Below are 24,130 nucleotides of genomic sequence, written 5' to 3'. Positions count from 1 at the left end.
AATGAATTTCCTTCTCAGGAAAGGCTCATAGATCCCTACTGATATTCTGCGATTGTATTTTAAAGAGTATTCAATAACCTATTGATCGAATTGAACGATTCTATAGTAATCTCATTAGGAGGATCCGTGATCTCCGGAGATCCAATTGACGCGGATTACATGAGGGATTTTGCCAGCCTTCTTGAATCTTCAAAGTACAGGAGGGTAGGCATAGTGACTGGAGGTGGCCGCACTGCAAGATCCTACATATCCGTGCTGAGGAAGCTCAATGTGAATGAGAATGTTTTGGATGAAATAGGGATCTATGCGACCAGAATGAACGCCCTCTCCATGGCCAGCCTTATGCCAGGGTCCAATCCGATGATACCCTTTACCGTAGAGGAGGCCGTAAACCTGATGAACACTTATCGCTTTGTCATAATGGGTGGTACCGAACCTGGCCATACGACAGATACCGTGGCAGCACTTCTGTGCGAGCGAAGCGGTGTAAAGACGCTCATAAATGTGACCTCGGTGGACGGCGTATACGATATGGATCCCAATAAATTTGCCAACGCCAAGAGGTATGAGAGAATAGGATACAGGGAAGCAATAGCGCTTTCTACAAAGAGTTCAACTGGTGCTGGTCCGAACGTATTTATGGATATAACCGCACTAACAATAGCCATGAGATCAAGAATAAGGGTAATAGTCACATCTAGGGATCTGGCTAACTTAGAAAAAATACTAAATGGGGATCAGGCCATCTCCACCTTCATAGATGACGGTCAGAAGCTCTGATTCCAATGGTGATGTCCAGGTCAGATAAGGCTTGAATGGAATAGAGTGGACCACAAAAATTAGATAAATCGTAATCCACTGAAAGATGCATATACAGGAGGCATTTGATATGAAATATGCAACCGTGATAACCGTAGGTAATGAGATACTGAAAGGAAGAACCATCAACACAAATGCGGCTTTCATAGGGAATTTCCTGACGTATCATGGATATCAGGTTAGAAGAGGCATAGTTGTGATGGATGATCCAGACGAGATATGCTGGGCCTTTAAGACAGCGTTGGAAACCTCGGATCTTGTGGTTTCATCTGGCGGACTAGGCCCAACATTCGATGATATGACCGTTGAGGCATTCGCAAAGTGCATAGGGCGGGATTTGATGGTGAACAGCGATGCGCTGGCCATGATCAGGAAGAAATATGGCACGGATCAGCTGACAGAACAGAGGATAAAGATGGCGAAGATGCCATCCGAATGCAGGCCGGTTGAGAATCCAGTTGGGACGGCCCCGGGTCTGCTCTGCAACATTGATGGTAAGAAGATCATAATTACGCCTGGTGTCCCAAGGGAAATGGAAGCCCTTCTGGAGGCTATGGAGAAGGACATAATAATACCCGATGTGCACTATTACGATACATCCATAATTATATCTGGAGTCATGGAAAGTCTATTCTCGCCATATGTAGATAAGCTGATGAAGGAATTCGAAGGTATATACGTGAAGAGCCATCCAAGGAATGTCGAAGTGAAAAACCCGGAGCTGGAGATTGAAATATCAGGTTACGGAGAAAATTATACGGAACTCAAGAGAAAAATAGACGATGCAATAGCACGTGCCATGGAATATGCCCGGAGTCTGGGCGGATCCGTGATCTGAATCGGTCCGGAATCTACCATTTCTGCTTCGCCGATCAGAGGGGATCTTGTAGACAATAATTATCAATTTTCATCCCTTCAAAAACATGATCTGAACCGCATATTGACTGCCATAATCTGGATTCTCATATGCTATTTTCATCTTCCATACAGTCAGATGATCCACCCGTAACGATAATTTTAAATTTTGTTCAGACTTAATTTCCTGATTTGAAAACACAGATCAGAATCGCGGCACTCATCGGATCAATTGTTTCTCTGTTTACTGCAGTATACGTATTCATTGCGTACGTATCGCCTTCGGTACAGTTCCTGTTTTATATGAAAGAATATCTCATATGGATCAATGCTCACACACATATGGTATTCTATCTCCTCATAGCCGCTGGTGTGATATTCGCATACATCTATTTTTCAGACACTTCGGCACCTTCCCCCAAGGTTGATCATTCCGGCTCCACGCCTGTTGAAGAGATCCAGCAGAAGAGCAATACGGATCATGAATACCAGAATGTTGAAAAACCCAGCTTCAGGGAGATTAAGAAGTGGCCAAGTCAGTTTGATTACGCACAGGCCTTCCAGAACCTGACCTATTCTCTCTCTGAGGATCTGAAAAATTATAAACTGATCAGGAACCCGAACGTGAAGATGGCCGGAAACACCATATATTCATCTGGAAACTATGGTATAATATTCAAACTGGAAAATGGCGGCTCATACTACGCAATAAAATGCTTCACCAAGGGATCCGATCTTCACAGACGCTATTTTGAACTGGGCCGTCACCTGCAGGGGAGAAAGGTTTCATGCCTGGTACACTTTGAATACATAGAAAATGGCGTGAGAACGATGAAGGATCCAAATCAGTATTATCCAGTTCTGAAAATGAATTGGGTTGATGGGGATTCGCTCTACACATTCCTGAAGAAAAACATAGACAATGCCAAAGAGATAAGAAGGATAGCAGGAGAATTCATGAGCATGGTCATGGAACTCAAAAGAAATAATATGGCACATGGAGATCTTTCCAACGACAACATACTCGTGAGCAACGGTAGAATAGTATTCGTGGACTATGACGGCATGTATGTGCCTGCGCTTAAAAATATGCCATCTAATGAGAACGGGCATGAAAACTTCCAGAGGCCGGACAGGAAGCCGTCTGATTTTTCCGAGGATATGGATGATTTCTCAGCCCTGGTGATCTACACATCCCTGTATGTGCTCTCACTGAGACCTGAGGCATGGAAGTTCAACGGTGACGATCCCGACGCGCTTCTATTCAGGAAGGCTGATTTTTTGAACCCGGATAAATCCGAAATCTTCGCATACATTAAAACCATGGGTGGAAAATCCTGGAAGCTAGCATCAATGATAATAAAGGCGTTGAATGAGAGAGATCGGACGAATATAGATCTGCGGAAAGCTATTTCAGCGAGATGATAGCGAAGGTCACATCGTCGTTCTTCATATGACCCGAGTTTATCAGATCGCTTATGAAATCATGTTCATCGTCTGCATGATCCATCAATGCCCTCCACGGCCTATGTTCAATATTTTTAAGGATCCAATGGGCCAGAGAATCCGTGGCCATTATCAGGATATCATTTTCTGAGATCTTTCCCTCCATGTAATTGGCCCACCTTATCGATCTTCTCGTTCTGAGCAGTGGATTTCCTGTCCATATCAGCTTCGGCGTGTTTCCAAATTCAGAGGCGTTCTTCACCGGAAAGCTCTTCAGCCCCTCTGAAGATACGATGAAAAGGCAGGTATCACCAACTGCCACGGATCTGAATTCGTGTCCTGCAATTTCAAGCCCTAAAAATGTGGACATGGAACCCCTTGCGATCTTGTTCTTTACGAACCACTTCATATTATCCCATGGAAGCTTTGATCTCCACAGCCCAACTGCAGTTTCCACCATATCATCTATCTTCATGTCATATCTTCCCTGAACGAAGGTCTCGACAAGAGATCTGGCCCATTCATTGGAGAAAACAGATTCCGAAGATCCATCTGCCATGGCAAAAAGACCCCTCTCCTCATCATAGGAGAAAGCGTCCTCGTATTCACTCTCACTGTTACCGATCTTCGGCTGATGGTAGTGGAATAATCTTATCATCCGTTCATTCCATCGAGCTTATTGCGCCTCTGGTACCTATGTCTATAAATTCTATCATCTGCTCAAGCTGAGCATTAAACACATATGATCTGGATCCATCCTTTATTTCTGGAAAAGTTTCAATTGCATAATTTATATACTTCGTTGGCAGAACGCTCGACATGCGGAACAGCGATCTGGCGTACATATCATTGGGAAGCTGGTTCTCAGAGTATGGGAATGAAAGAGGTGCCGAATTCTCAGTGGACAGATGACAGTTCCATATGAGGGGATTGCCATCCTCGGTCTCCATGCTCATTATGGACTGAGCCACAGGATAGGGATCACCATCCGTAGACTGTCCGTCCGTTATATTTATGACCACGGGAGGATATGATGACGGGTGATCATTTATCCAGCTCTCTATTGCCTCTTTTGCCATGTTCAGCGCTCTGACCATAGGGGTATCGCTGTTGGCAACAGGCTCAAACCAGACACCAAATTCGTATTCAACATCAACTGTTCCGCCAGATCCATCGGGGACCTTCATCATCCTCTTCTCGGTTCTGATTGGATTGTCGGCAAGTTTTGAGACCGGGACCACACCGCCCTCCAGAAGATATGAAGCCTTGCCCTTTTCTCCACCGTAGCCTATAACACCAACATAGAAGTAATCGCGAACTCCGTCATTCTTGGTGCATCTCATTATCAGCTCTCCTATCTGCCTGTTTATAGCATCAGCCGCTTCTTTTGCCTTGGATTCATTACCTCCCGCCATCTTCCTTATCATGGATCTTGACTGGTCTATCAGAAAGATGAATAGCCCCGGGTTCCTTCTGCTTATTTCAGCGTCATACATCGTTATTAATAAACGTCATACATTAATAAATATTTTGTTTCACTGCATTTTTATCTTAAAATATGGATTTTTAATATCTGTCTCCTTATAGACTATGGAACTGGAATCGGCAATGAGTTCCCTGATTCTATCCTCCGATATCACGTTGTGCTTCATGCCTTCCCTGTAAATTATGGCCGTGCGCAGTATGTCAGACGGAAGTTTGAATATATCCTTGATGTAGGAGGGCATCATCCTCAGAATGAATTTCTGGGCATTCATCATGATGTCACCTTTGAAGCCCACTGCTTTCACATCATGAAGTCTATCATGGAGCCATTTATACGCGTAAAATGAATAATAGCCATATGCAGTCAGGGCCTGAATTATCGCTGGATTGACCTTTGTCTTCGCGACAGGTGTGAGTATATCGTATCTCGACCAGTCAAGGGTGAATATACCCTTGTTCTTCAAGGCATCAAGGAAGATTCTCGTTCCAGGCAGTGGAGTGTATGTGCTGATCTGAATCGCATCTATACCTGCACGGGCCAGCGCCCTCGAGAACTTGATTGTCTTTATCATATCGCTGAATCTCTCGTAAGGTGCCCCTAGCATCATCCCACCAAGCACAACGACGTTATTCTGATTGAGTACTCTGACAGCATTTATCGATGAATTTGTCATTATACCTTTGTGCATTGCCTTCAGGATCTCCTCGCTCCCAGATTCTATTCCCAGGAAGGCTATTGTGAGCCCAGCTCTGCTTGCCTTCTTAATCAGTTCGGGGTTCTTGGCGGTGACGTCGGCCCGCATCTGGACGATGAACTTGAGCCCAAGATCCTCGTCTATTATCCTGTCAAACAGATCCGATCTCTGTTTGATGTTTGGATACACTATGAATATATCATCTGTGAAGAAGACCCACCGGTAACCGAGTTTTTTCACTATCCTGAGCTCCTCCATTATGCGGTCATTTGATTTATTTCGCCATTTGTTTCCCCAAGTAGGTGTGACGGAGCAGAAATCGCATGCATATGGACAGCCCCTGGAGGTTTCAACAGTTGCTACACTTCCCTCTCCGAAGACCTTGAAGGTATACCTATCCTTCTCGACAAGATCGAAGGCCGGTATGGGCAACCTGTCCAGATCGTCGATGAGTTCTCTCCTCTCTGTGCGAATTTTCAGAGTTCCATTTTTATATATGATGCCAGGAATGTCTGAAAAATCTCGCCCGTCTCTGTAATGATCCAGTATATCTCTGAATGCCTCATCGCCCTCTCCGAGAACTATAACGTCAAATCCGTTGTCAAGTAGCTCGCCTGGTACGAATGTTGCCTGATGTCCTCCGGCTATCGCAAGCGGATCGTAAATTTTCTTTATTCGCTTTATCAGATCCTGAGAGAATGCATGCGCGGCGGTCGCGTGAAGCGTTATTCCAATGACATCAGGCCTCCATTCATCGACGTATTCCACCATATCATCCATATTTAGATCGTCAGCTTCCATATCGATGATCCTCACGTCGCTGACGCCTATGGATCTTGCCTGTGCTGCCAGAACTTGAAGCCCCAGTGGAGTTGGAAGAAAACCAAACTTCGTGGTATAACCACTCCCGGTTGGATTCAGAGGCTTTATCAGTAAAACTTTCATAACTTAATAATTCGTCATAATATAAACGCATTATTGAAGATTTAAGCTACATGTTATTGATTCGCCAGATCGTCATTCAATAGGAAAATATCACATAGTCTCTAGGCTATCTGATTGAAAACGATCTTCAATTTAATTGCAAAATCTCAATATTATAGGGAATTCTTCTTCTTTTCCAGCACGCGGATGTTTTCAATTTTTGTTTCAGGATAATTGCCGGTTTCGTCTTTTTCAAGATACTTAACCATGTCCCAAATATTTAGCAGTGCTCCTGAGACACAGTTAATGGCCTCCATTTCTATGCCCGTCTTGTAAGTTGTCGTCAGCGTGCATGAAACTTCAATATAATCCTCACCCGTTTTGAAATCTACATCCACTCCCTCAATCGGTATATTATGACAATACGGTATATTTAGAAATGTATTCTTTGCATGCTGCGTCCCCACGACGCGGCTCACCTCAAATACGTCCCCCTTTTTCACATTATGGTCTATTATTGCCTTGATCGTTGATTTCCTGAGATGTATTCTTCCGATGGCTGTAGCTGTTCTGATGCTTATACCCTTTTTTGATATATTTATCATTGGTCCAGTATATTTTCATCGGATTTAACTCTTTAACGTGCGGGGGTTAAAGGGGCGAAAGTCCTCTTCCGTAAGGGAAGGGTTTTAACTTTTAATGGAAATATTTATATATATAGTTATGCATTATTATGTAATATATATGAGTAAAATATACACAACAAATAATAAAACATTGTATATAGACCCAGAGGGGACTTCTTCTGAATGTCCTGTATGTGGTGGAAGATTAGAGCACCCAATCTGGAAAGCATCCAAATGCAATAGCTGTGGTTTAACCTACGATAGGAATAGATTATCATCGTTATCCATTTCTATCCGTGGATTAGACCTCTGCGGTACCCCGTTTACCGTGAGTAGCAGTTCCTCTTGGCATTATATGAAGAATGATTACTTGTACCATCCAGATCAAGTAATTGTTGAGGATGCCAATGACTGCAAGAAAGAAATGCATAATAATGCATAGTATTTCAGGAACGGTAGTTCATTACCGAATGAAGCAAAGATAGATATCGATACTAAACTATTACTAATACATGGAACAGAGGGATCATCATGGTGAAAGGCACTACGATTTAAGAATAAAAATCATCACTGTATCCAGCACAAGGACCATGGAAACGGATGAGTCCGGAAACATACTTGCTGAACGATTCAAAGATTACAGGGTGAAGAGATCGCTGGTTAAAGATGATCCGGTACAGATACTGTCTGAGCTGTTCGTTGACTTTGGCGAGTATGATGTTTTCGTCTATAATGGGGGGACCGGCGTAAGCAGATATGATGTTACTTCAACAACCTTGAGAAAGGTTGCCGAAAAACAGGTGGCTGGCTTCGGGGAAATTTTCCGGAGGAGAAGCGAGGGGCAGGCTGGAATCTTCGCTTATCTGTCATCGGCGGATCTCTTTATAATCTTTGGAAAACCAGTTTTCTCCCTTCCGGGTTCTCCCAAAGCGCAGGATATAGGTGCGGACTTGATACTTGAACTGATCGACCATATAATATATGAAACAATGAAGGAATGAACAGTATTCACATAGGACGCATTTTCATTAAGAATTTTCAAGTTGCCAGCTACGTGTTTCATTTTGAGAAAGCATCTCCTTCACTCCAACTTCTCCAAGTTTATGATCTACCTCCCCTACAAGGCTAGTAGCGCTGTTAGGATGGTAGTGAAAGTAGATCCGAGGAACACTTCAAAGACATGTGCTAGATGCTGTTATGTAAAGAAAGATCTAACTTTATCAGACTGTATATTCTCATGTCATAAATGCGGTTGGACTGCAAACCGTGATTATGATACTTCTTTAAATATTCATCGTACGGGATCTGGACTGCCCCGAGGGCGGGGTAGTTCACATCAGTCATCCGTACCGATCATCAGACACCGACTTGGCTATTTTTGAGTGCTGGAATCGCTCAAAATCACATATTAAAGATGATCCATGGAGGTATCTATCAGCATAGACCAGGATTATTCTCATACCGAGGGATCATCTGCAGGATGCGATTTAGTCCGCTATTTTTTGGTTGAAGCATATTCTCCTTTCTCTAAGCTTGATATATTGATAAAGATCAAATCATTATCCGCCAATTTAAAAAAGAAGTTAGGGGTTTGGGGGAAGCTGTAAATCTCAACAGCTTTAGCGATGAGATACACGAACTTCCCCCAAAGGAAAGGCTAATATGATGATATAATATCTATAGACAATGATAACAGCTGCCAGAGTGAAGCTGTATCCAAATGAAAGACAGAAAAATTTTACTGGAAAAGCACTTTGGCAGCTGTAGATTCGTATACAATTACTTCTTAGCGAAGAGGGATGAATACTATATAACGCATAGGGATGCGGAGAAATCTTCATTGAGCTATCTGGACACACAGAACATGATCATCGATCTAAAGAAGGAATATCCATGGCTGTATGAAATAAACTCACAATCCTTACAGATGTCCCTAGTTTCTTAGACAATGCATTCAAGAACTTCTTCCATAAGAATACTGAACATCCTAAATTCAAAAAGAAAGGTATCAACGAATTCTTTGCAGTACCACAGCACATCAAAATTCGAGGAAACAGTATATATTTCCCAAAGTTCTCTGAAGGCATATACTTCAAGGGCTCTGAGAAGAAGCTGTCCGAGATTAAAGACATCAACGAGATAGTAATAACCAAGGATTCAGGTTATTACTACTGCTCTATTATATATGAAAATGAGGAAGAACTACCAGAGAAGAAGCCATTATCTGAAGAGAACTCCGTTGGTATAGATCTAGGCATCGAAAAATTTGCAACCTTATCGAATGGTATAGCAATAGAGAATCCAGGATTCATAAAGAAGGTAGAGAAAAGAATAAAGCGTCTTCAAAAACAGTTATCAAGAAAGCAGAAAGGATCGAAGAATAGAAGGAAGCATATACTTAAATTACAGAAGGAGTACATGAAGCTGAGAAACATGCGTGAAGACTTCGATGATAAAATATCGACTGCGATAGCCAAGCAGTACGATACCATAGTCATCGAAGACTTCAACGTACATGGAATGATGCAGAACCATCATATATCGAAGAGTCTAAGTGATGTTTCTTTCTATTCCTTCAAGCAGAAACTGGAATGGAAAGCAGAAAAATATGGAAAGAATATAATAGAGATAGGAAGGTTCGATCCATCATCTAAGATATGTTCATCATGCGGTAACGTAAAGCATGATCTGAAGTTATCAGATCGCATATATCATTGTGATGTATGTGGTCTCATCATAGACAGGGATCACAACGCATCAAAGAACATAAGGAAAATAGGATTGATAAAAGTAGGGCTAGTGCAGTCCGAACTTACGCCTGTGGAGATCGCAACATCGGGCTTGTACGGAATATATCCGTACAGGCAGAGGTCGGTCGTTGAATCAGGAAGCTCCGATGCTTCAGCTGAGGAGTAGCTCACAGAGAGCTTAGTGATTTGGGAGAAGCAGTAATTCTCCTCCTTCGGACAGGAGATGCACAGACATCCCCCAATGGAAATATTTATAGATGGTCTTACCATATTCTTTTGTATCATTCACGATAAACAAGTGGATGATACTTGAGTGGGATCGATGAGATCCGAATACACGCCTGTGGAGATCGCAACCTCCGTAACCCTTCTTCCAGACGTGGTCCGAAAGAAAGTTTCCAATGACGGGAAACTGCGATCTGGCAGTAGGGGGATCGAGTTTGATCGTTGAAGCAGGAAGCTCCGAAGCTTCAGCTGAGGAGTAACGATAAGGCGATCCATATAGCATCATCGATCACGATACTCTAAATGTATATATGGGGGCGGTATGAATGGCTGAGTCTAAGGTGCTGGTTAAAGGTTCTCCCTTCAACAAACCTGTGATAAAGGGAAAGCTGGAAAACAACTATGATATGTCAGAAGATGAAGTTAAGCTATTGATGTTCATAAAGAACCATGGCGGGAAGGTTCCGCTTTACAGAGTCAAAAACGAGAGTGGCGTGAAAGATCCTGATGGTACACTCAAGAATCTCATAGATTATGGCTTTGTCGCCGAGGATAAAGAAAGACTCGGAGAAAAGATCATACTGACTAACGAGGGAGAATTCGTTGGGCAGGCAATTAGAGTGCGTGAGGAAAAGGAAAGAATAGAGAGGTTAAAAAGAGAACGTAAGGAGCGGATCAAAAATCGTTCTTCAGCCCAGACCCAGTGAGGATCAACAGGCTGTTGTTCAATCTTTTCTTCTTAAACGCCGCGAACACCGTTGCAGAGCTATATTCAACAAGGAATCCCTTTCTTGCAAGATCGTTTCTTGCATCTATTATCTCCCCATCATTCACGGTTATGCACCTGCCATTTTCTGATACAACCGAATGCATCCTTTCCAGAAGTGGCGGCCTTTTAGAAACCAGTGCATCTGCTACGGATTTCAATGTGTTATCCGGATCGTACCTTGTGCCGTTCATTCTAGCGCACAATGGGGAAACTGCTTCGGTCTGAACGGCGATTATCTTGGGCATACTTGTTATCTCTCCGGCTTCCTTAAGATGATTTAATCCTGAGAATAGACCCAGCAATAACGTTCCGGCTGAGACGGGCACATATATGTTTTCTGGCATTTTATCGAACTGCCTGTATATCTCATATGCAAGTGTTCTTATGCCATCCCTGAACTCAGGCCTGAGAACATGACTTGCATAAAATGATCCTGATCTCTCCGCCGCTGCCTGGACGTCCTCTCTGCTACCCGCTATCTTTATTACCCTTGCTCCATAGGCCTGTATCTGCCAGAATTTTTTTCCGGCAACTGTTTCTGGAACATATATTTCCACAGAAAATCCAGCAGCAGATCCATAAGCTGCTATCGATGCTCCAGCATTTCCAGAAGAATCCTCAGAGATCTTCGAGATGTTCTCAGAATCTCTTATATCAACTATATGAGAAATAAGTATCTTTGATCCTCTGTCCTTGTATGAGAATGTTGGAAGCATATAGTCAAGCTTCAAGCTGAAGCCATCGGCTTGAAATACGGGAGTTTCAGATTCCCCTAAAGAAATGACATTCCGTAGATATGGGAAATTATATTCAATCTTATCATGATATCGAAATTCTGGGCGTATCTCAAACAGGGAACCACAGGCAGGGCATCTCAGCTCATCGCCCTTTCGTTTTCTACCGCAGCCGATACAGTATGCAGGTACATCCATGACTCTTTACCTCTCTATCTATATAACCTGATATGAAATATTTTTTCCTGATCAGCTGTTGAGCTTAATTTCTGGAACAAAAATCAAAAGGATCCTTTATGATATGCCGTTGATCATTGTAAGAAGTAAAGATACGATCCCTATATATTTGATGAGAGAGAAACTATCCTAGATCCTGTTTTCATATCCACGAATGAAATATAGGACAGTGAGCTGGGCATTTTAAGAAACACGTATGATCCGGAATTGAAATAAGGGCCGTTGGTATAGATCGTTATATTGACTTCAAGGCCCGTGGTCGACAGGTTGTCCTGAGGATATGCCGCTCCAAGGTTTATGATCATTTGAGTACCATTGGATATCAAGATCATGTCAACATCATGAAGAGCCAGCGATCCCGGAAAATACGATACATAAATGTAATAGGCATATGCATGAGTCTGGTTTCCAGCTATGACCTGTATCTGAGCTTGAGGGGTAAAATACTGGTTTTGAGAAAAATATGGTGACACCTCTGTATAGAAAGTTGCAGCCAAGGTGACCGTTATAGCGATCAGTAGTATCGTGGCTATGATCGGTGAAACGGCCTTATCATGCATAATGGAATACTAGATACATGCTTAAAACAGTTACTTCGCTTAAGCTTCATTTCGCATTCTCTAAATTACAATTTGGCATATATTGGCTAAGCATTTGCGATTTAACTCAGTCCAATTATCTCTTACAGTGTTGATGTGTTCTACGTGAAAACTGGGCATCTTATCCACAGCAATATATTGCGTTTATACAAGCCTCAGTTTCCGATCCAATTGAAATAGAGGAACGCTGCGATATCGATCAGCCTAAGGACTCATTCAAATCGTTTCCTTTCTTTTCCATTCGCTTAATCAATCACTCAGTCTTCTAAATCTTAATTCTCTAATCGGGCCTCAAACATTATCCATAAGTCTTAATTCAAAGTTTTAATACTGGTATGTCAATGGATAAAAAGGATGTACCTGGCTATATATTCGGACTTGCTGGTATCTCTATTGCAATAATCATAACTTTATACTATCTGCCGGCGATCTTCAAGAATATCGCGAAGCTATCCGTACTTCCTGTCTCTGATTATGCTTTGCTGTCCTTTCATACCAGTATAATTTTCTTCTTTGCCGTCATAATCATCTCAATAATTCTTGTCATTATTGGTCTCATCTCGCTTCTGAAATTTAAGAAAGACTACACCACCTCATTCTCTACTAAAGGGTCAGGCAAGTTCTTCTGGTATCTGGCCATCTATGTTCTAGTTGATCTGATCTTATCCTTCATAATTTCAAGCGTTTATCCTTCCTATGGAATAACCAGTGTGAATAAGCTTCCGAATTTTATACAGGTTTACTACTATTTTGTATCTGTACCATTTGAATCGTTATTTCTCTCCGTTATTCCAATAACTGTGATGATGATCATTTATGGTTATGCCTCGAGGAAGCCTAGGATAATCCTCAAGAGTGACGACTTAAACTGGAATATAGTAGGGGCCATATCCATAGGTGTGGCAACGTACTCCGCAATATTGTATCTCATTCTTGGAGAAAACATCTATTATGTGATATCAGCCTATATAACAACCCTGATGGTCTCTATAATTTACATCAAATTCGGCTTGATGCGGGCAGTACTCACCAATTATATCATGAGTATGATAAGTTTTCTCAGCGTCTTAGCTTCAAGATTTCCAGATTATTCTCTTTTATTGACTGTATTTCTATTCGCATGGTCCTCTGTAGGTATATACTATCTGTTTCTGGAGAACGAATCAAGACAGAAGAGGATACAGCATGAGAGGAGCCGGGTACAGGAAGAGCCAAGGAGAGAGATACAGGTTCCGCTATTGAAGCCTGAGGATCTTTTCATACGGAGCTCATGTCCAGAGTGCGGAGGCATAGTCTTCCATGTTAAGGACAACATGAGCCTTGAATGCGATCACTGCCACCATATCATCGCAGCCGATGATGTTGGTCCGTTCAACGTCAAGGTCGATATATATGGCAGACTCCATGATCATTATTACTCAGACAGCATCTATGAAACACACTAGAACACGTAAGCATTGCATAGTTTTAAGCATCATTTTTCGGTTCTGTCTATGAGCTGACCCATAGTTGAAGTTTCGGATATTAATTTCAGAGAAGATATCTCCATCAGCACATCCAATAAGATAGAATATCTATTTCGTTACCTCAGCAAGCCCTCATCCAGAATGCATAGATCCATTCTTATTGGCCTAGAAATAATTTTCATTAAGAATCGTCATTGACAGAGGTCTACGTATAACCATAAAAATATCGTATCTTTGTTTTTTACAGGCCGCTTATTTTTCAATAAACAAAATCGTTAATTACAGCCTAGGTATGTTAGTGTTATGACGTATGTGTTCAGATGCAGGGATTATGGATTCGACTGCAGCTATACTCTGGAAGAAGAAAGGAAGGAAGATGTCCCACCCATGGTGAAGATGCATTTCAGATATGCTCATAATATATACGATTTCACAGATGAAATAAGGGATAAGGTGTTACAGGCTGTAAAGGAAAAATAGACACCTCGTATGTTCACAAAATAAAATTGCAAGCATGTGAATCATCAGATTCACTGTAATGTTATGTTTATTCTGTTCGAAACCTTTCCCTTTAATTTTGTAGTTTTATAGTTTATCTGGCCGACCTCGCCGGTCCGCTTTACATTTACACCGAATTCCGGTTGTTCAGGAAGTCCATCTATGGCCATTATACGTATTCTCTCTTCGTCAAAGGCATCATGGGCAGACATCTTTTTAAGATCCTCATCGCCGTTGAACTCATCCAGGCCAATATATCTGAATTTAACTTCTAGATCTTTCTTAACAATCTCGTTTGCTTCCGTCATGACTTCGTTGATCTCGTCTTCCGTGATGTCTGGCTTCTCGATATCTATCCATGCCCTGTCATCGTAGGTCTCATTAACGCGGCAGGGCACCTTCCATTTTCTATAAGCAAGCCCAGATATTATCTTCAATGCTGTTCTGAATCTCATATGTATATACCGCCTGTCCCAGTCTATCTTCTGCTTCACAGTTTTTCCAACTATGTCCTGTGGATAAGTATCCATTGATATCAGATGTATATATTCGCCGTCGTAAATTGTATCGACAATCTGATACTCCTTGTTATCTATTATCACCTTACCCGTATCATTTGGCTCTCCAAACGTTGTCGGATAGAATATTGACTGATCCACCTTCATATCAGTGAATTCCACAAATACAGCTGTTCCTGTACCCTCAACTGAATATGAATCGTCCAAGTACAATGCTTTGGTCTTCATAGGTTCCGTTATAGCTATCAGTTTAAATATTATCTGTTTGAGTGTATGTGAAAAGGAATGGGGGACGCGTCCTAAATGGATTGCGCCTCAAGATATGGATAAGAACGAATCATATGCGTATATATTCCGTGAATGATATATACAGTCTATCACAAAAAGAATATTAGATAAAAATAATAAGCATGAATATGAAGGCCTCACAGATATTCTCGGATTTTCTCAAGAAGAACCACCTATATCCTATTTTCGGAAATCCTGGTACGACGGAAATACCGATGCTATCCTCGGTTGAGGATTATGTACTGACTCTGCATGATTCGATTTCGGTCGCAATGGCCGATGCCTATGCCCAGTTCAGCGGGCGTCCTTCCGTGGTGAACCTGCATTCATTACCAGGCATTTCGAATTCAATGGCATTCATAACATCCGCGGCACGCAATCACTCTCCCGTTATAATAACAGCTGGTCAGCAGGACAGAAGGCATCTATACTATGATCCACTGCTATCCGGCGATCAGCTGGGTATGGTTTCTAACTATGTAAAATATGCATATGAGGTGAGGCGGCCTGAGGAGATTCCTCTCGCAATGAAACGTGCCTATAATATAGCCATGACGCCACCCTTCGGGCCCACTTTCGTCTCATTTCCCATGGACATAATGGATGAAACCGCGGATCCGATTGAAACGAATGTTGCCGGGCATTCGCTAGCCGCCCTGACCGAGGATGAGGTACGTGAAATAATGGAACGTGTAAATTCTGCAAAGAGGGTCGCACTGATATTCGGATCCGAAATAGATGCTTACGGCGCGATGGAGGATGCAAGAAATTTTGCCCATTCACTGAATGTCCCTGTATATGTCGAACCTTGGGCCCAGGCGTCTTCATATTACAAGGATGATCTGTACGTTCAGGATCTGCCTCCCGCCTTCTCCGCCATGAACAGGATCCTCGAACCCTATGACCTCATACTCTTCATAGGATCGGATGTGTTCGTATATCCATACACCGGAGAGGATCCGCAATTTATGGACAGATCCATATTCATATCCACGCAATCCGGCCATTACGTGGGCGAGACCTACTTCTCCGATCCTTCGTCATTCCTGCGTGCAGCGGTAAAGTACGCAAGAAAGAAGGAATGGATCAAACCCAACAGGTTTCCTGAGAAATTAGTGTATGAGGACATAATAGCGAAGGTGCACCGCCATCTCAAAGGGTATACTGCAGTGGATGAGGCCGTTACGGCTTCCGGTTCTGTCAGGAAATACTTTGCAGACGGGCCAAAAACCTACTTCACTTCACGTGGTGGTCCTCTTGGCTGGGGCGATGCGGCGGCCGTATCAGTCGCCATGCTAAAGAAGAAGACCATCGGCATTATTGGCGATGGCGCATTCATGTACACCCCGCAGAGCCTATGGACTGCTCATAAATACGGAATTGCTGCCAAATTCATAGTGCTCAGGAACAATGGCTACAATATACTGAGAAGTTATTCGAGGACATATGGATATGGAGTAGAGGACAGGGAATTCCTGAAATTCAACTTCAACATAGAGAAGATCGCAGAAGGCTTTGGTTCCGAAGTTAGAAACTATGAAGCGGAAAGTGATCTGGAATGGATCAATGAGGGAGATGCACCAAAGGTTCTTGTCCTTGATGTCGATAACCAGATTCCAGATCTGTTCTGAGTGATCCCATGAACATAGGAGTCATAGGTGGAAGTCGTGTAAAGGATGAAGTGTGCGATATAGCGTATCGGGTTGGCCGGATACTCGCCATGCGGAATGTCACGGTGATATGCGGTGGGCTTACCGGAGTCATGGAATGTGTTTCGCACGGTGTTTCTGATGGAAATGGTTTGGTGGTAGGCATACTACCAGGTTATGACCCATCGGAGGCCAACCGTTACGTTAAGATACCGATACCCACAGGAATGGGTTATATGAGAAATTTCCTAATAATCAGGGCATCTCAGGCCATAATAGCGATAGATGGATCTGCAGGTACTCTCTCAGAGGCTTCATTCGCCATAAGCGAAGGCAAAGATGTGGTCTCTATATATCCGATCAGCATACCGAGAACGAAGGAAAAGGAAGGCCATGTATATGTTGAGCCGGATCCTGAACGAGCTGTCGATCTAGCAATCGATCTGGCAAAGAGATGGCATCAGATCGACGAATCTTCCGAAAAATAATTTATAACCATTCTGGGTATAATCCATCGTGGATGTCACTCCTGCCATCATAAAGATCTTTGGATACATCATAGAAACATTGCTTGTAATCAGCATCATACTGGACATTGCCTATGCAATATATGATATATATACAATGAGGTCTGATGGCCTTGAGGCTCTTTCCTATTCCCTAGTCGAAAATGCCTTCTTCGCCCTAGTTCTGCTTGAACTGTATCTCGGAGCGCATGACTTCGTCGTCAGAAGCCCACTTGGCCTAAAACATGTGGTCGAGGCTGGTCTTTCATACATAATAAGGGAAATCATAATTGACATATCCACCGGAGTTAAGGACATATACTCCCTTTCGGCACTCGCGATCGTCATCGTTTCACTCGCTGTTTCGCTCTATTTCTTATCAACTACGGAGAAAGTTCGCATGAATGGAGGATCGCAATGAAATATCTTGTATGATAAGTGGTCTATGAACGCATTCATGTGAAGGTTATATTCCTGGATTGAGTCCGAAGGCGAAGCAAAACGTTCAGGATGAGCATGATCGACATTATGATCAGGGAAAGCTCTATGTAGATGAGGTTGTAAGGCGAACGAATTGCTATGTTTCCGATTATTCTGACCGTGGGCGAGGCCACTGCTTTGAATACCAGAAGAGACAGCAGAGACATGATGCCAAGCGCCAGACCGAAAAGTTCCATCCCCATCATTGATAGTTTCATTATATCGTAAAGAAGATACGCAGAGAGTATAGCCATTATCCCAAGGATTACTACTGATTTATCGTTGAAGTAAATGCTGACAGCGCCGATCATAAACATGAGGAACGTAATTATTGAAATGGCTGCCACATGATCAAATCTGCTGCGGTTATCTCTCAGCGGTATTGCCGCCAGGGCTATCAATGACAGGGAAATAAGAACCATGAAGTCCGTTATATTCACCAGGAAGGCTGTGCCACCAAGGCTCATGAATATTATGAGCACAAAGGTGAATACCCATGAGAGAGTTGAAAACGACTGAGGGAATATCCCATCCTCCGCAAGCGATCGCAGATGCCTTGACGCAGCCATGAACGCGGGAACGAACGTAGTGACCGTGGCCAGGAGGAACGAGACCGCCATAGCCAGAGCCCACAGGTTATTCTGGAACACGGATGCGATGTATATGGCAGGTATTACAGCTGTTTCCACGGCTGAATACTGTGCATGGACTGAAAAGACCGCAAGAGCATACAGAACCTGAATGAAGCCTGCACCAGCTATGGTTGCATACATGGAGTATGGCATGTACCTTCTCTTGGGATAGGCCTTGCCGGTTATGAAAGAAATGATCGGAATTCTGGACTCATCCTTGGAATCTCTTACCATAACCTGTATCTCCTGAAACCCGAAGAAGAGTATGAACAGATACCCTGTATTTATAAGAATAAGCTCAGGAGCACCTGCATGAAATACAAGGAGCCCAGACATGTTCCAGGAGTGACCGAAGCCAAGATCCAGCGCGTCAAAGAATATTATGGAGACCATTATTGTCAGGAATATTATCTGTGCGATGCCTATACCTCTCATATACCTCTTTCCATAGAAGGCGTTTATTACGAACCAGATTATCATGAAGAGTATGGCTCCGGCAATGACTCCATTCCTCAGTATCTGGGAAACTCCCATTACGGCCAGCAGAGGAGAAATGACGTTGAAGGTGAATTCTACAAAGTAAATGACTGAAAATGCTGCCAGAGACGTATTTGCTATCCACATGGAAAATCGTGATATGAAATACCTCAGGCTCTGCCTTCCATATGCCGTTCTTATGAATGATGGGCCGCCGAGTGCATTCAGGTTGTGGTCGTGAGAGTATATATGCATACGATCGTAGAGGTATGCGAGTAGATAGGACATTATCACTGCCAGGACAAGGGAGGATATTGAAACTATGAAGTATTCGTATATATTCTCAGGGATCAGTATAAAAAGCGGAGAACCTATGGTGGTACCGAGTCCTATGGCAAAGAGGGTGAAGAATCCATATACCGGGGTACCACCTTCCTTCAGTGTTGGTTTCCTGAATCTTATCCTGTAAACTGATGGTAATTCAGCTATCAGGATGGATGAAAGTACCAGTGAAACGATGACTGCAAAGAACACTATCATGTACCCAAATGAAAAGTTTGACAGTGGGCTGGAGGTTATGAGATAGAAGATGGTTGAATAGATAAAGAATATACCGACGGCTGTGGATAGTGCCTTTGTGATCAGCGTGATCCTCCTAAACCGTCTGAACATGTATTCACCATATCCTTGACGTGTTCTCTGCACCTAACCTTATTGTATGCAGCCCGAGGAAAAGCATGAAGAATGAGAGAAACAGCATTCCTATAACTTCTGCGTATCCAACCGTATTCAGCGCTACTATGTTTACCGCAACGCTGTCCAGATACCTAGAAACAAGATTTGCATTAACAAAGGTCGCCAGAGCTGGTGTCATCACCATAGCTGAGAGAAGTATAAGAAACGACGATATTATGAAGTCACCTATGGCAGTATACAGATATTCACGGCCTGGCTTTTCCTGTCCGACGATTTGCCTGAACTCCATCACAGACTGATCGCGGCTTTGATATATCCTGTCCCTTATTCTGATCTGAGCTGCCCTGTCATTTCCAGCAATGAGCATCAGGGCCTTGATCTGAAGTATTGTGTCGTCTATCGCCTTATCAAGCGTGTCTGCCATAAATATCCCTTCAATATTGAGATATTGCTTTATAATACTTTTGAATAAACTCTTTGTCATGGCTATAACCGCAGAATCGATCTCAAATCTTATCGACGCTCTCGTCTATATGGAGAATTACAGGAAGGAGAAGAGCGATTACGAAAATTTCAGCGTTCTGATAGACAATAGGAAGAAGATCGCCGATAACTTCGTGCTTGAAGTCAAGAATACCGTTCAGAACTTCGATTTCTCACAAACTGGAGTGGATGCATCGGATGTAAAGAACAAGGTGATAGAGTTCGCATCCCTGGCCATTTCCCAGATAAAGGAAAAGATAGAGGCCAAAGCAAGAGACGATCAGAACGCAATAAAGCAGAAGATGGATGGCGATCTGAACAGATCCATAGGAAGCCTGAGCCTGTTCATGGTGCAGGATCCCTTTCACATAATAGATTACACAGTCTACCTAAATCATATCGGTGGATCTTATCAGGCAAGGGCGGTTTACAGATGCGATGATAACATCACGTATGAATTCTCCCTCAACAGCAGCCTCATACCGGAGCTGAAGGATACGCTATACATGTCGTCAATATCGAAGGGTATCAGGATACCGGTGAGAAAGGGAAGATCCCTGATGAGTTCAGAGATATCCGTTGATTATGAGAAGCTGGATAAGTACATATTATCATATGTTGAATACAGCCCGAAATACATAAGCGTCGTCATAGAGAATGAAGATACGCTCTCGCAGATTTCATTCTTCTATCCCGTTGACAATCCAGACATGATACGCATAGATTATAAGGATGATTCTGGAAAGGTAAACGTTGATGGCGATCCGATACTTTCGAAATACATTGATTACATCAGCATAAAGTCAATATCTGGTTATATAGCCGGAATCATGCAGAACCTCATGGTGAGAAAGAAGACCGTCAATTCCATAAGTATAGGTGATGTAAATCTTCTGGAAAAGAGCGATCTTCTACCTCTGGTGAAATACGTGTTCCAGAAATACTCCTACCTGGTCAAGGGCCTCATATCCGATGGCCATATTTCTATCGATGATCTCAAGACTAGGCTGGCAAATATAAACCCAGGTATAGTGCAGGATCTCATGGCATCAGCCGGTGTCGTACAATGACACTCTACATAGTTCGATACTCGGAGATCGGCCTCAAAGGTGATAAAGAACGGAAGAGGATGGAAAATATACTAATTAAAAATATAAGTTCATATTATAGAATCAAGGGATGGAACGCAAGCTGCAGGATAATGTCCGGACATATTCTGGTGGAAGCTGAGAACGATGATCCTCTGCGTTATATAATGGGGATAAAATCTTATTCCCCCACGAAAAGATTCCGATTTGAAACTCTTGACGACCTCAAGGAAATAGCAGTTGGACTCTATAACGAGAAGGTCAAGGGAAAAACTTTTGGAGTGAGATGCAACCGCATCGGTACACATGGCTTCACCTCACTAGACGTTGAGAAAGGCGTGGGTGACGCGCTCTATGGAGTATCCGCTGGCGTGAACCTGAAGAATCCTGATGTCTGGATACACGTGGATATAGTCGGAAAGGATGCATTCTTCTATGACACAGTCATTTCCGGCCCTGGTGGACTCCCTCTCGGATCTGAAGGCAGATATCTGGCCCTTGTTTCAGGCGGAATCGACTCACCAGTCGCAACCTGGGCGATCATGAAGCGCGGTTCGCCCAGTGACATATTATTCTGCTCACTTTCCTATCCTGTGGATCTTGTTCCATTTGTCGATGTTGTGAGCAGGCTCATCGAAAGATGGGCACCATATAGAAAACCAAGAATATATGTTGCCGATTGCAGGCCGCTCATACGTACAATGGTCGTTGAAGGCAAGACTAGATATTCCAATGTTACGTTCAAGAGGATCATATACAAGCTCGCCGAAAGCATAGTACTGAAGCAGGGATACAACGGTATCGTTACAGGAGAGTCGCTTGGACAGGTATCATCTCAAACTGCGGAAAACCTCAGAGCCATTGAAAGTGGCATAGATGTTCCTGTGCTCCGTCCGCTCATAGGGATGGATAAGGATGAGGTAGTGGAGATAGCCAGGAGTATCGGAACGTTTCCTACGAGGAACATGGGTGAGTTCTGTTCACTCTTTGCATCGCATCCAATAATAAGATCAAGACCAGAGGACATAGACGAGGATATGAAGCATATAGATATGAATGAGATCGAGAACAGCGTTAGGATCTTCGATATTGACGATCTGAGGGGCATGATCAACGATGATTTCGAACTCAAGGGATCGGTGCCATCTGATGCAGTGATCATAGATCTAAGGCCTAAATCAATGTACCAGAAGGATCATGTTCAAAATTCAGTGAATATGACGATAGGCCAGGCCCTGCAGATAGATGATAGAAATAAGACCTATGTTATATACTGCAGTATGGGTCTCCAAAGCGCATACGTGGCGTCTGTTCTTAGAAACCATGGCGTGAATGCTTTCTACACAACTTATAAAGGCATCAAAAGAAGAAATTCAGAAAAGGAAACTGACGGAACTGCTGACATCAACGAGCCTGCCAAGTAATATCGGCGTTTCCTTCACTATCCATTTTCTTGCACGTGCTTCTCTCAGCTTTTCTGTAACTCTAGACCATGCTGCTATATCTGGTATTTCGTAAAGAACCACAAATTCCTGATCTCCGATCCCGAAAGAATAGGTCGTATAGGATCTTATACCTCTCTGATCTGGATGGTCCAGTGCCATCCTGATGTGTTCATGCATTATCTCCTTCCTGGTATCGAAATCCAGGAGATACCACTCAGGATCCTTGGACATTGGGTATGCCACAAAATAATTGAGTGGAGGCAATTTAAGGCTGTCTTCCAGTTTTTTATTCATGGCATTATATGGACTTTCATCATACACAGATATTGAAGAATAAGATGAAACTGCAAATTTCCGCATGATCGCCTGTATCTTGTCTTTGGCCAGTATCATGAGATCCGGATCTCTGCTGGAATACCAGAATATGATGTCTGAATCGGCACGATATGAACGATATGCATGAAAATTTATGTATCCGGCATTCCCAGAGAAAAATGCCCCTATTGTTCCGAATGATCTCTCAATGTTGTTTACATCATGCTCCCTGCCCTCGAGAAAGCGATAAGATATAACCGAGGTGTATATCTCAGACATAAATAGATATTACATTGAAGTAATTATTATTAACTTATCACTTCACTTCTTCAAGATCCTGATCTATCTTGAAATTTGGCCTTATGCCTGATACGATGATCAGAATTCTCACTCCGCTGCGCATGTTTTCATCTATCACCGTACCCCACATTATAGTGGCATCTCTGGATATCTTCTTTCTCAGCATATCCGCTGCCTGCTGTGCCTCCTGAAGCTGGAGATCTCTTCCCCCAGTTACATTGACTATTGCCCCCTTCGCATGCGAGATATCGTAATCCATAAATGGGGAGTCAAGAGCCCTTTCAAGAGCCTCCACAATTCTATCGTTTACGGCTTGGTTTGAAGAACCCATGCCTATGGCGGCATATCCGGCATCCTTCATAACCTTGCGTAGATCATTGAAGTCCAGATTGATCGTTCCTGTATTCATGATCAGATCGGTTATGCCCTTTATTCCGGTTGCGATCACCTCATCTTCGAATTTGAACGCCTTGTAAACCGGAACGTCGTTATATTTTTCTATGAGCTTATCGTTGGGAATCACTATGGCTGCATCGCTGTTCTTAACGAGCTTTCTTATGCCTTCAGCGGCATTCTTCATTCTCACATAACCCTCTGAGCTGAAAGGGAGCGTTGCGAAGGCTATCGTCAATGCGCCACGATCCTTTGCAAGCTTCGCAACATAGGGCGCAGCACCTGTACCTGTACCCCCTCCGAAACCGGCAGTTATGAATACTATGCTCGTTTCATCGATTTGCCTCAGTATTTCACTTTCAGACTCTTTCGCAGCCATCTCACCAACCGTCGGATCTGCACCGGCACCGAGGCCTCTCGTTAGATTCTTTCCTAGCAGTATCTTCGCATGCGATCGTATGCGAAGCAGGTGGGCCGCATCTGTATTGCATGCGATCAGTTTTACGCCCACAAGATTTTCCTTCATGAGTCTATTTATGGTGTTTGATCCAGATCCGCCAAATCCAAAAACCTTGATCCTGAAATTACGGTCTTCTATGATTCTGTTGAGATCCTCATCCTTGGTCCAGATGTCCTCACCGTTATCGTTTTGATCGACCATATGGATACTATAATCCCTTGTGTAAATAATTCTTTTGCCTGAACAGTATCGCCCTTAGAACTTCGATCGTA

27 protein-coding genes and 1 pseudogene are annotated in these 24,130 nt (G+C 43.0%); 17 read left to right on the top strand and 11 right to left on the bottom strand.

Going from position 1 to position 24,130, the window contains the following annotated elements; all coding sequences use genetic code 11:
* The first annotated feature begins 81 nt into the window (after positions 1-81).
* The 3 genes from pyrH to DMB44_RS02675 all read left to right on the top strand — a co-directional run bounded on the left by pyrH (position 82) and on the right by DMB44_RS02675 (position 3,099).
* Entirely contained in the window at positions 82-780 is a 699-nt protein-coding gene (gene pyrH, locus DMB44_RS02685; protein WP_369907613.1) for a UMP kinase, read from the top strand.
* Positions 781-865: 85 nt separating this feature from the next.
* Positions 866-1,657, top strand: coding sequence for a nicotinamide mononucleotide deamidase-related protein (locus DMB44_RS02680; RefSeq protein ID WP_237265252.1), 792 nt, complete (start codon positions 866-868; stop codon positions 1,655-1,657).
* A 209-nt stretch (positions 1,658-1,866) separates the two neighbouring features.
* Positions 1,867-3,099 carry an RIO1 family regulatory kinase/ATPase gene (locus tag DMB44_RS02675; RefSeq protein ID WP_110640522.1) on the top strand — a complete coding sequence of 411 codons (1,233 nt, stop codon included), beginning with the start codon at positions 1,867-1,869 and terminating at the stop codon, positions 3,097-3,099.
* Here DMB44_RS02675 and DMB44_RS02670 read toward each other — a convergent pair.
* The 4 genes from DMB44_RS02670 to moaC form a co-directional block, all read right to left on the bottom strand.
* A complete protein-coding gene (locus DMB44_RS02670) occupies positions 3,083-3,778 on the bottom strand; it encodes a hypothetical protein (protein WP_110640520.1) in 696 nt (231 codons plus the stop codon). The two genes, DMB44_RS02675 and DMB44_RS02670, sit on opposite strands and share 17 nt — an antisense overlap.
* Before the next feature lie 4 nt (positions 3,779-3,782).
* Positions 3,783-4,616, bottom strand: a complete 834-nt coding sequence (locus DMB44_RS02665) for a vWA domain-containing protein (RefSeq protein WP_110640518.1) — start codon at positions 4,614-4,616, stop codon at positions 3,783-3,785.
* Between the two features lie 39 nt (positions 4,617-4,655).
* Positions 4,656-6,245, bottom strand: a complete 1,590-nt coding sequence (locus DMB44_RS02660; RefSeq protein ID WP_110640516.1) for a B12-binding domain-containing radical SAM protein — start codon at positions 6,243-6,245, stop codon at positions 4,656-4,658.
* Between the two features lie 152 nt (positions 6,246-6,397).
* The gene (gene moaC / locus DMB44_RS02655) at positions 6,398-6,829 is read right to left on the bottom strand and encodes a cyclic pyranopterin monophosphate synthase MoaC (protein ID WP_110640514.1); all 432 of its coding nucleotides are present in this window, start codon (positions 6,827-6,829) and stop codon (positions 6,398-6,400) included.
* A gap of 139 nt (positions 6,830-6,968) precedes the next feature.
* Between moaC and DMB44_RS02650 the strand changes: the two genes are divergently transcribed.
* From DMB44_RS02650 to DMB44_RS02620, 7 genes and pseudogenes are all read left to right on the top strand, one after another.
* Positions 6,969-7,292 (top strand): zinc ribbon domain-containing protein, encoded by a 324-nt coding sequence (locus DMB44_RS02650; protein ID WP_161952079.1) that lies wholly within the window; start codon positions 6,969-6,971, stop codon positions 7,290-7,292.
* 70 nt (positions 7,293-7,362) lie between these two features.
* Positions 7,363-7,851, top strand: a complete 489-nt coding sequence (locus tag DMB44_RS02645) for a MogA/MoaB family molybdenum cofactor biosynthesis protein (protein ID WP_110640510.1) — start codon at positions 7,363-7,365, stop codon at positions 7,849-7,851.
* 63 nt (positions 7,852-7,914) lie between these two features.
* Positions 7,915-8,166, top strand: a pseudogene (locus DMB44_RS09740) (zinc ribbon domain-containing protein); the annotation flags it as partial.
* Between the two features lie 404 nt (positions 8,167-8,570).
* Positions 8,571-8,795 carry a helix-turn-helix domain-containing protein gene (locus DMB44_RS02635; protein WP_110640508.1) on the top strand — a complete coding sequence of 75 codons (225 nt, stop codon included), beginning with the start codon at positions 8,571-8,573 and terminating at the stop codon, positions 8,793-8,795.
* The gene (locus DMB44_RS02630; RefSeq protein WP_110640506.1) at positions 8,768-9,766 is read left to right on the top strand and encodes an RNA-guided endonuclease TnpB family protein; all 999 of its coding nucleotides are present in this window, start codon (positions 8,768-8,770) and stop codon (positions 9,764-9,766) included. Before DMB44_RS02635 ends, DMB44_RS02630 begins: the two co-directional genes overlap by 28 nt.
* Before the next feature lie 156 nt (positions 9,767-9,922).
* Positions 9,923-10,051 (top strand): hypothetical protein, encoded by a 129-nt coding sequence (locus DMB44_RS09600; RefSeq protein WP_255414302.1) that lies wholly within the window; start codon positions 9,923-9,925, stop codon positions 10,049-10,051.
* A 100-nt stretch (positions 10,052-10,151) separates the two neighbouring features.
* On the top strand, positions 10,152-10,532 hold the full coding sequence (locus DMB44_RS02620) for a winged helix-turn-helix domain-containing protein (RefSeq protein ID WP_110640503.1): 381 nt from the start codon (positions 10,152-10,154) through the stop codon (positions 10,530-10,532).
* Here DMB44_RS02620 and DMB44_RS02615 read toward each other — a convergent pair.
* Together DMB44_RS02615 and DMB44_RS02610 are read right to left on the bottom strand one after the other, a co-directional pair.
* Positions 10,501-11,526 carry a pyridoxal-phosphate dependent enzyme gene (locus tag DMB44_RS02615; protein ID WP_201796919.1) on the bottom strand — a complete coding sequence of 342 codons (1,026 nt, stop codon included), beginning with the start codon at positions 11,524-11,526 and terminating at the stop codon, positions 10,501-10,503. The genes DMB44_RS02620 and DMB44_RS02615 overlap by 32 nt on opposite strands.
* Before the next feature lie 140 nt (positions 11,527-11,666).
* Positions 11,667-12,125 (bottom strand): archaellin/type IV pilin N-terminal domain-containing protein, encoded by a 459-nt coding sequence (locus DMB44_RS02610; protein ID WP_110640501.1) that lies wholly within the window; start codon positions 12,123-12,125, stop codon positions 11,667-11,669.
* A gap of 380 nt (positions 12,126-12,505) precedes the next feature.
* Here DMB44_RS02610 and DMB44_RS02605 point away from each other — a divergent pair, with 380 nt between their 5' ends.
* On the top strand, positions 12,506-13,609 hold the full coding sequence (locus tag DMB44_RS02605; protein ID WP_237265251.1) for a hypothetical protein: 1,104 nt from the start codon (positions 12,506-12,508) through the stop codon (positions 13,607-13,609).
* 324 nt (positions 13,610-13,933) lie between these two features.
* Entirely contained in the window at positions 13,934-14,110 is a 177-nt protein-coding gene (locus DMB44_RS02600; protein WP_110640499.1) for a DUF1059 domain-containing protein, read from the top strand.
* Positions 14,111-14,160: 50 nt separating this feature from the next.
* Here DMB44_RS02600 and DMB44_RS02595 read toward each other — a convergent pair whose 3' ends face one another.
* Positions 14,161-14,874 carry an alanyl-tRNA editing protein gene (locus tag DMB44_RS02595; RefSeq protein ID WP_110640497.1) on the bottom strand — a complete coding sequence of 238 codons (714 nt, stop codon included), beginning with the start codon at positions 14,872-14,874 and terminating at the stop codon, positions 14,161-14,163.
* 188 nt (positions 14,875-15,062) lie between these two features.
* Between DMB44_RS02595 and DMB44_RS02590 the strand changes: the two genes are divergently transcribed.
* From DMB44_RS02590 to DMB44_RS02580, 3 genes are read left to right on the top strand one after another with little or no spacing between them, the layout of a single operon-like run.
* Positions 15,063-16,565, top strand: a complete 1,503-nt coding sequence (locus tag DMB44_RS02590) for a thiamine pyrophosphate-binding protein (RefSeq protein WP_110640495.1) — start codon at positions 15,063-15,065, stop codon at positions 16,563-16,565.
* 8 nt (positions 16,566-16,573) lie between these two features.
* Entirely contained in the window at positions 16,574-17,071 is a 498-nt protein-coding gene (locus DMB44_RS02585) for a TIGR00725 family protein (RefSeq protein ID WP_110640493.1), read from the top strand.
* Positions 17,072-17,099: 28 nt separating this feature from the next.
* Positions 17,100-17,510, top strand: a complete 411-nt coding sequence (locus DMB44_RS02580; protein ID WP_110640491.1) for a phosphate-starvation-inducible PsiE family protein — start codon at positions 17,100-17,102, stop codon at positions 17,508-17,510.
* Between the two features lie 34 nt (positions 17,511-17,544).
* Here DMB44_RS02580 and DMB44_RS02575 read toward each other — a convergent pair whose 3' ends face one another.
* On the bottom strand, positions 17,545-19,350 hold the full coding sequence (locus DMB44_RS02575; protein ID WP_110640489.1) for an APC family permease: 1,806 nt from the start codon (positions 19,348-19,350) through the stop codon (positions 17,545-17,547).
* 4 nt (positions 19,351-19,354) lie between these two features.
* A complete protein-coding gene (locus tag DMB44_RS02570; RefSeq protein ID WP_110640667.1) occupies positions 19,355-19,798 on the bottom strand; it encodes a hypothetical protein in 444 nt (147 codons plus the stop codon).
* Positions 19,799-19,838: 40 nt separating this feature from the next.
* On the opposite strand from DMB44_RS02570, the gene DMB44_RS02565 reads away from it, so the two are divergent.
* Together DMB44_RS02565 and DMB44_RS02560 are read left to right on the top strand one after the other, a co-directional pair.
* Positions 19,839-20,927 (top strand): hypothetical protein, encoded by a 1,089-nt coding sequence (locus DMB44_RS02565; RefSeq protein WP_237265250.1) that lies wholly within the window; start codon positions 19,839-19,841, stop codon positions 20,925-20,927.
* Complete coding sequence (locus tag DMB44_RS02560) at positions 20,924-22,369, top strand: THUMP domain-containing protein (RefSeq protein ID WP_110640485.1); 1,446 nt, start codon at positions 20,924-20,926, stop codon at positions 22,367-22,369. Before DMB44_RS02565 ends, DMB44_RS02560 begins: the two co-directional genes overlap by 4 nt.
* Here the strand turns inward: DMB44_RS02560 and DMB44_RS02555 are convergent.
* Entirely contained in the window at positions 22,319-22,984 is a 666-nt protein-coding gene (locus DMB44_RS02555; protein WP_110640483.1) for a chlorite dismutase family protein, read from the bottom strand. The genes DMB44_RS02560 and DMB44_RS02555 overlap by 51 nt on opposite strands.
* A 37-nt stretch (positions 22,985-23,021) precedes the next feature.
* On the bottom strand, positions 23,022-24,059 hold the full coding sequence (gene ftsZ / locus DMB44_RS02550) for a cell division protein FtsZ (protein WP_110640481.1): 1,038 nt from the start codon (positions 24,057-24,059) through the stop codon (positions 23,022-23,024).
* Positions 24,060-24,130: the final 71 nt, after the last annotated feature.

Source organism: Thermoplasma sp. Kam2015, assembly GCF_003205235.1.
In the GTDB taxonomy this organism is placed as follows: Archaea; Thermoplasmatota; Thermoplasmata; order Thermoplasmatales; family Thermoplasmataceae; genus Thermoplasma.
The sequence above is the reverse complement of the archived record's forward strand: the minus strand, read 5'-3'. Positions and strand labels throughout refer to the sequence as shown.

Excerpts from the sequence above, each read along its gene's own strand:
- DMB44_RS02595 (WP_110640497.1), bottom strand. The coding sequence starts at position 14,874 with ATGAAGACCAAAGCATTGTACTTGGACGATTCATATTCAGTTGAGGGT.
- DMB44_RS02560 (WP_110640485.1), top strand. The coding sequence starts at position 20,924 with ATGACACTCTACATAGTTCGATACTCGGAGATCGGCCTCAAAGGTGAT.
- DMB44_RS02665 (WP_110640518.1), bottom strand. The coding sequence starts at position 4,616 with ATGTATGACGCTGAAATAAGCAGAAGGAACCCGGGGCTATTCATCTTT.
- DMB44_RS02590 (WP_110640495.1), top strand. The coding sequence starts at position 15,063 with ATGAAGGCCTCACAGATATTCTCGGATTTTCTCAAGAAGAACCACCTA.
- DMB44_RS02570 (WP_110640667.1), bottom strand. The coding sequence starts at position 19,798 with ATGGCAGACACGCTTGATAAGGCGATAGACGACACAATACTTCAGATC.
- DMB44_RS09600 (WP_255414302.1), top strand. The coding sequence starts at position 9,923 with ATGAGATCCGAATACACGCCTGTGGAGATCGCAACCTCCGTAACCCTT.
- DMB44_RS02615 (WP_201796919.1), bottom strand. The coding sequence starts at position 11,526 with ATGGATGTACCTGCATACTGTATCGGCTGCGGTAGAAAACGAAAGGGC.
- DMB44_RS02585 (WP_110640493.1), top strand. The coding sequence starts at position 16,574 with ATGAACATAGGAGTCATAGGTGGAAGTCGTGTAAAGGATGAAGTGTGC.
- DMB44_RS02575 (WP_110640489.1), bottom strand. The coding sequence starts at position 19,350 with ATGTTCAGACGGTTTAGGAGGATCACGCTGATCACAAAGGCACTATCC.
- DMB44_RS02600 (WP_110640499.1), top strand. The coding sequence starts at position 13,934 with ATGACGTATGTGTTCAGATGCAGGGATTATGGATTCGACTGCAGCTAT.
- moaC (WP_110640514.1), bottom strand. The coding sequence starts at position 6,829 with ATGATAAATATATCAAAAAAGGGTATAAGCATCAGAACAGCTACAGCC.
- DMB44_RS02605 (WP_237265251.1), top strand. The coding sequence starts at position 12,506 with ATGGATAAAAAGGATGTACCTGGCTATATATTCGGACTTGCTGGTATC.
- DMB44_RS02620 (WP_110640503.1), top strand. The coding sequence starts at position 10,152 with ATGGCTGAGTCTAAGGTGCTGGTTAAAGGTTCTCCCTTCAACAAACCT.
- DMB44_RS02635 (WP_110640508.1), top strand. The coding sequence starts at position 8,571 with ATGAAAGACAGAAAAATTTTACTGGAAAAGCACTTTGGCAGCTGTAGA.
- DMB44_RS02680 (WP_237265252.1), top strand. The coding sequence starts at position 866 with ATGCATATACAGGAGGCATTTGATATGAAATATGCAACCGTGATAACC.
- DMB44_RS02660 (WP_110640516.1), bottom strand. The coding sequence starts at position 6,245 with ATGAAAGTTTTACTGATAAAGCCTCTGAATCCAACCGGGAGTGGTTAT.
- DMB44_RS02650 (WP_161952079.1), top strand. The coding sequence starts at position 6,969 with ATGAGTAAAATATACACAACAAATAATAAAACATTGTATATAGACCCA.
- DMB44_RS02610 (WP_110640501.1), bottom strand. The coding sequence starts at position 12,125 with ATGCATGATAAGGCCGTTTCACCGATCATAGCCACGATACTACTGATC.
- DMB44_RS02670 (WP_110640520.1), bottom strand. The coding sequence starts at position 3,778 with ATGATAAGATTATTCCACTACCATCAGCCGAAGATCGGTAACAGTGAG.
- DMB44_RS02555 (WP_110640483.1), bottom strand. The coding sequence starts at position 22,984 with ATGTCTGAGATATACACCTCGGTTATATCTTATCGCTTTCTCGAGGGC.
- ftsZ (WP_110640481.1), bottom strand. The coding sequence starts at position 24,059 with ATGGTCGATCAAAACGATAACGGTGAGGACATCTGGACCAAGGATGAG.
- DMB44_RS02645 (WP_110640510.1), top strand. The coding sequence starts at position 7,363 with ATGGAACAGAGGGATCATCATGGTGAAAGGCACTACGATTTAAGAATA.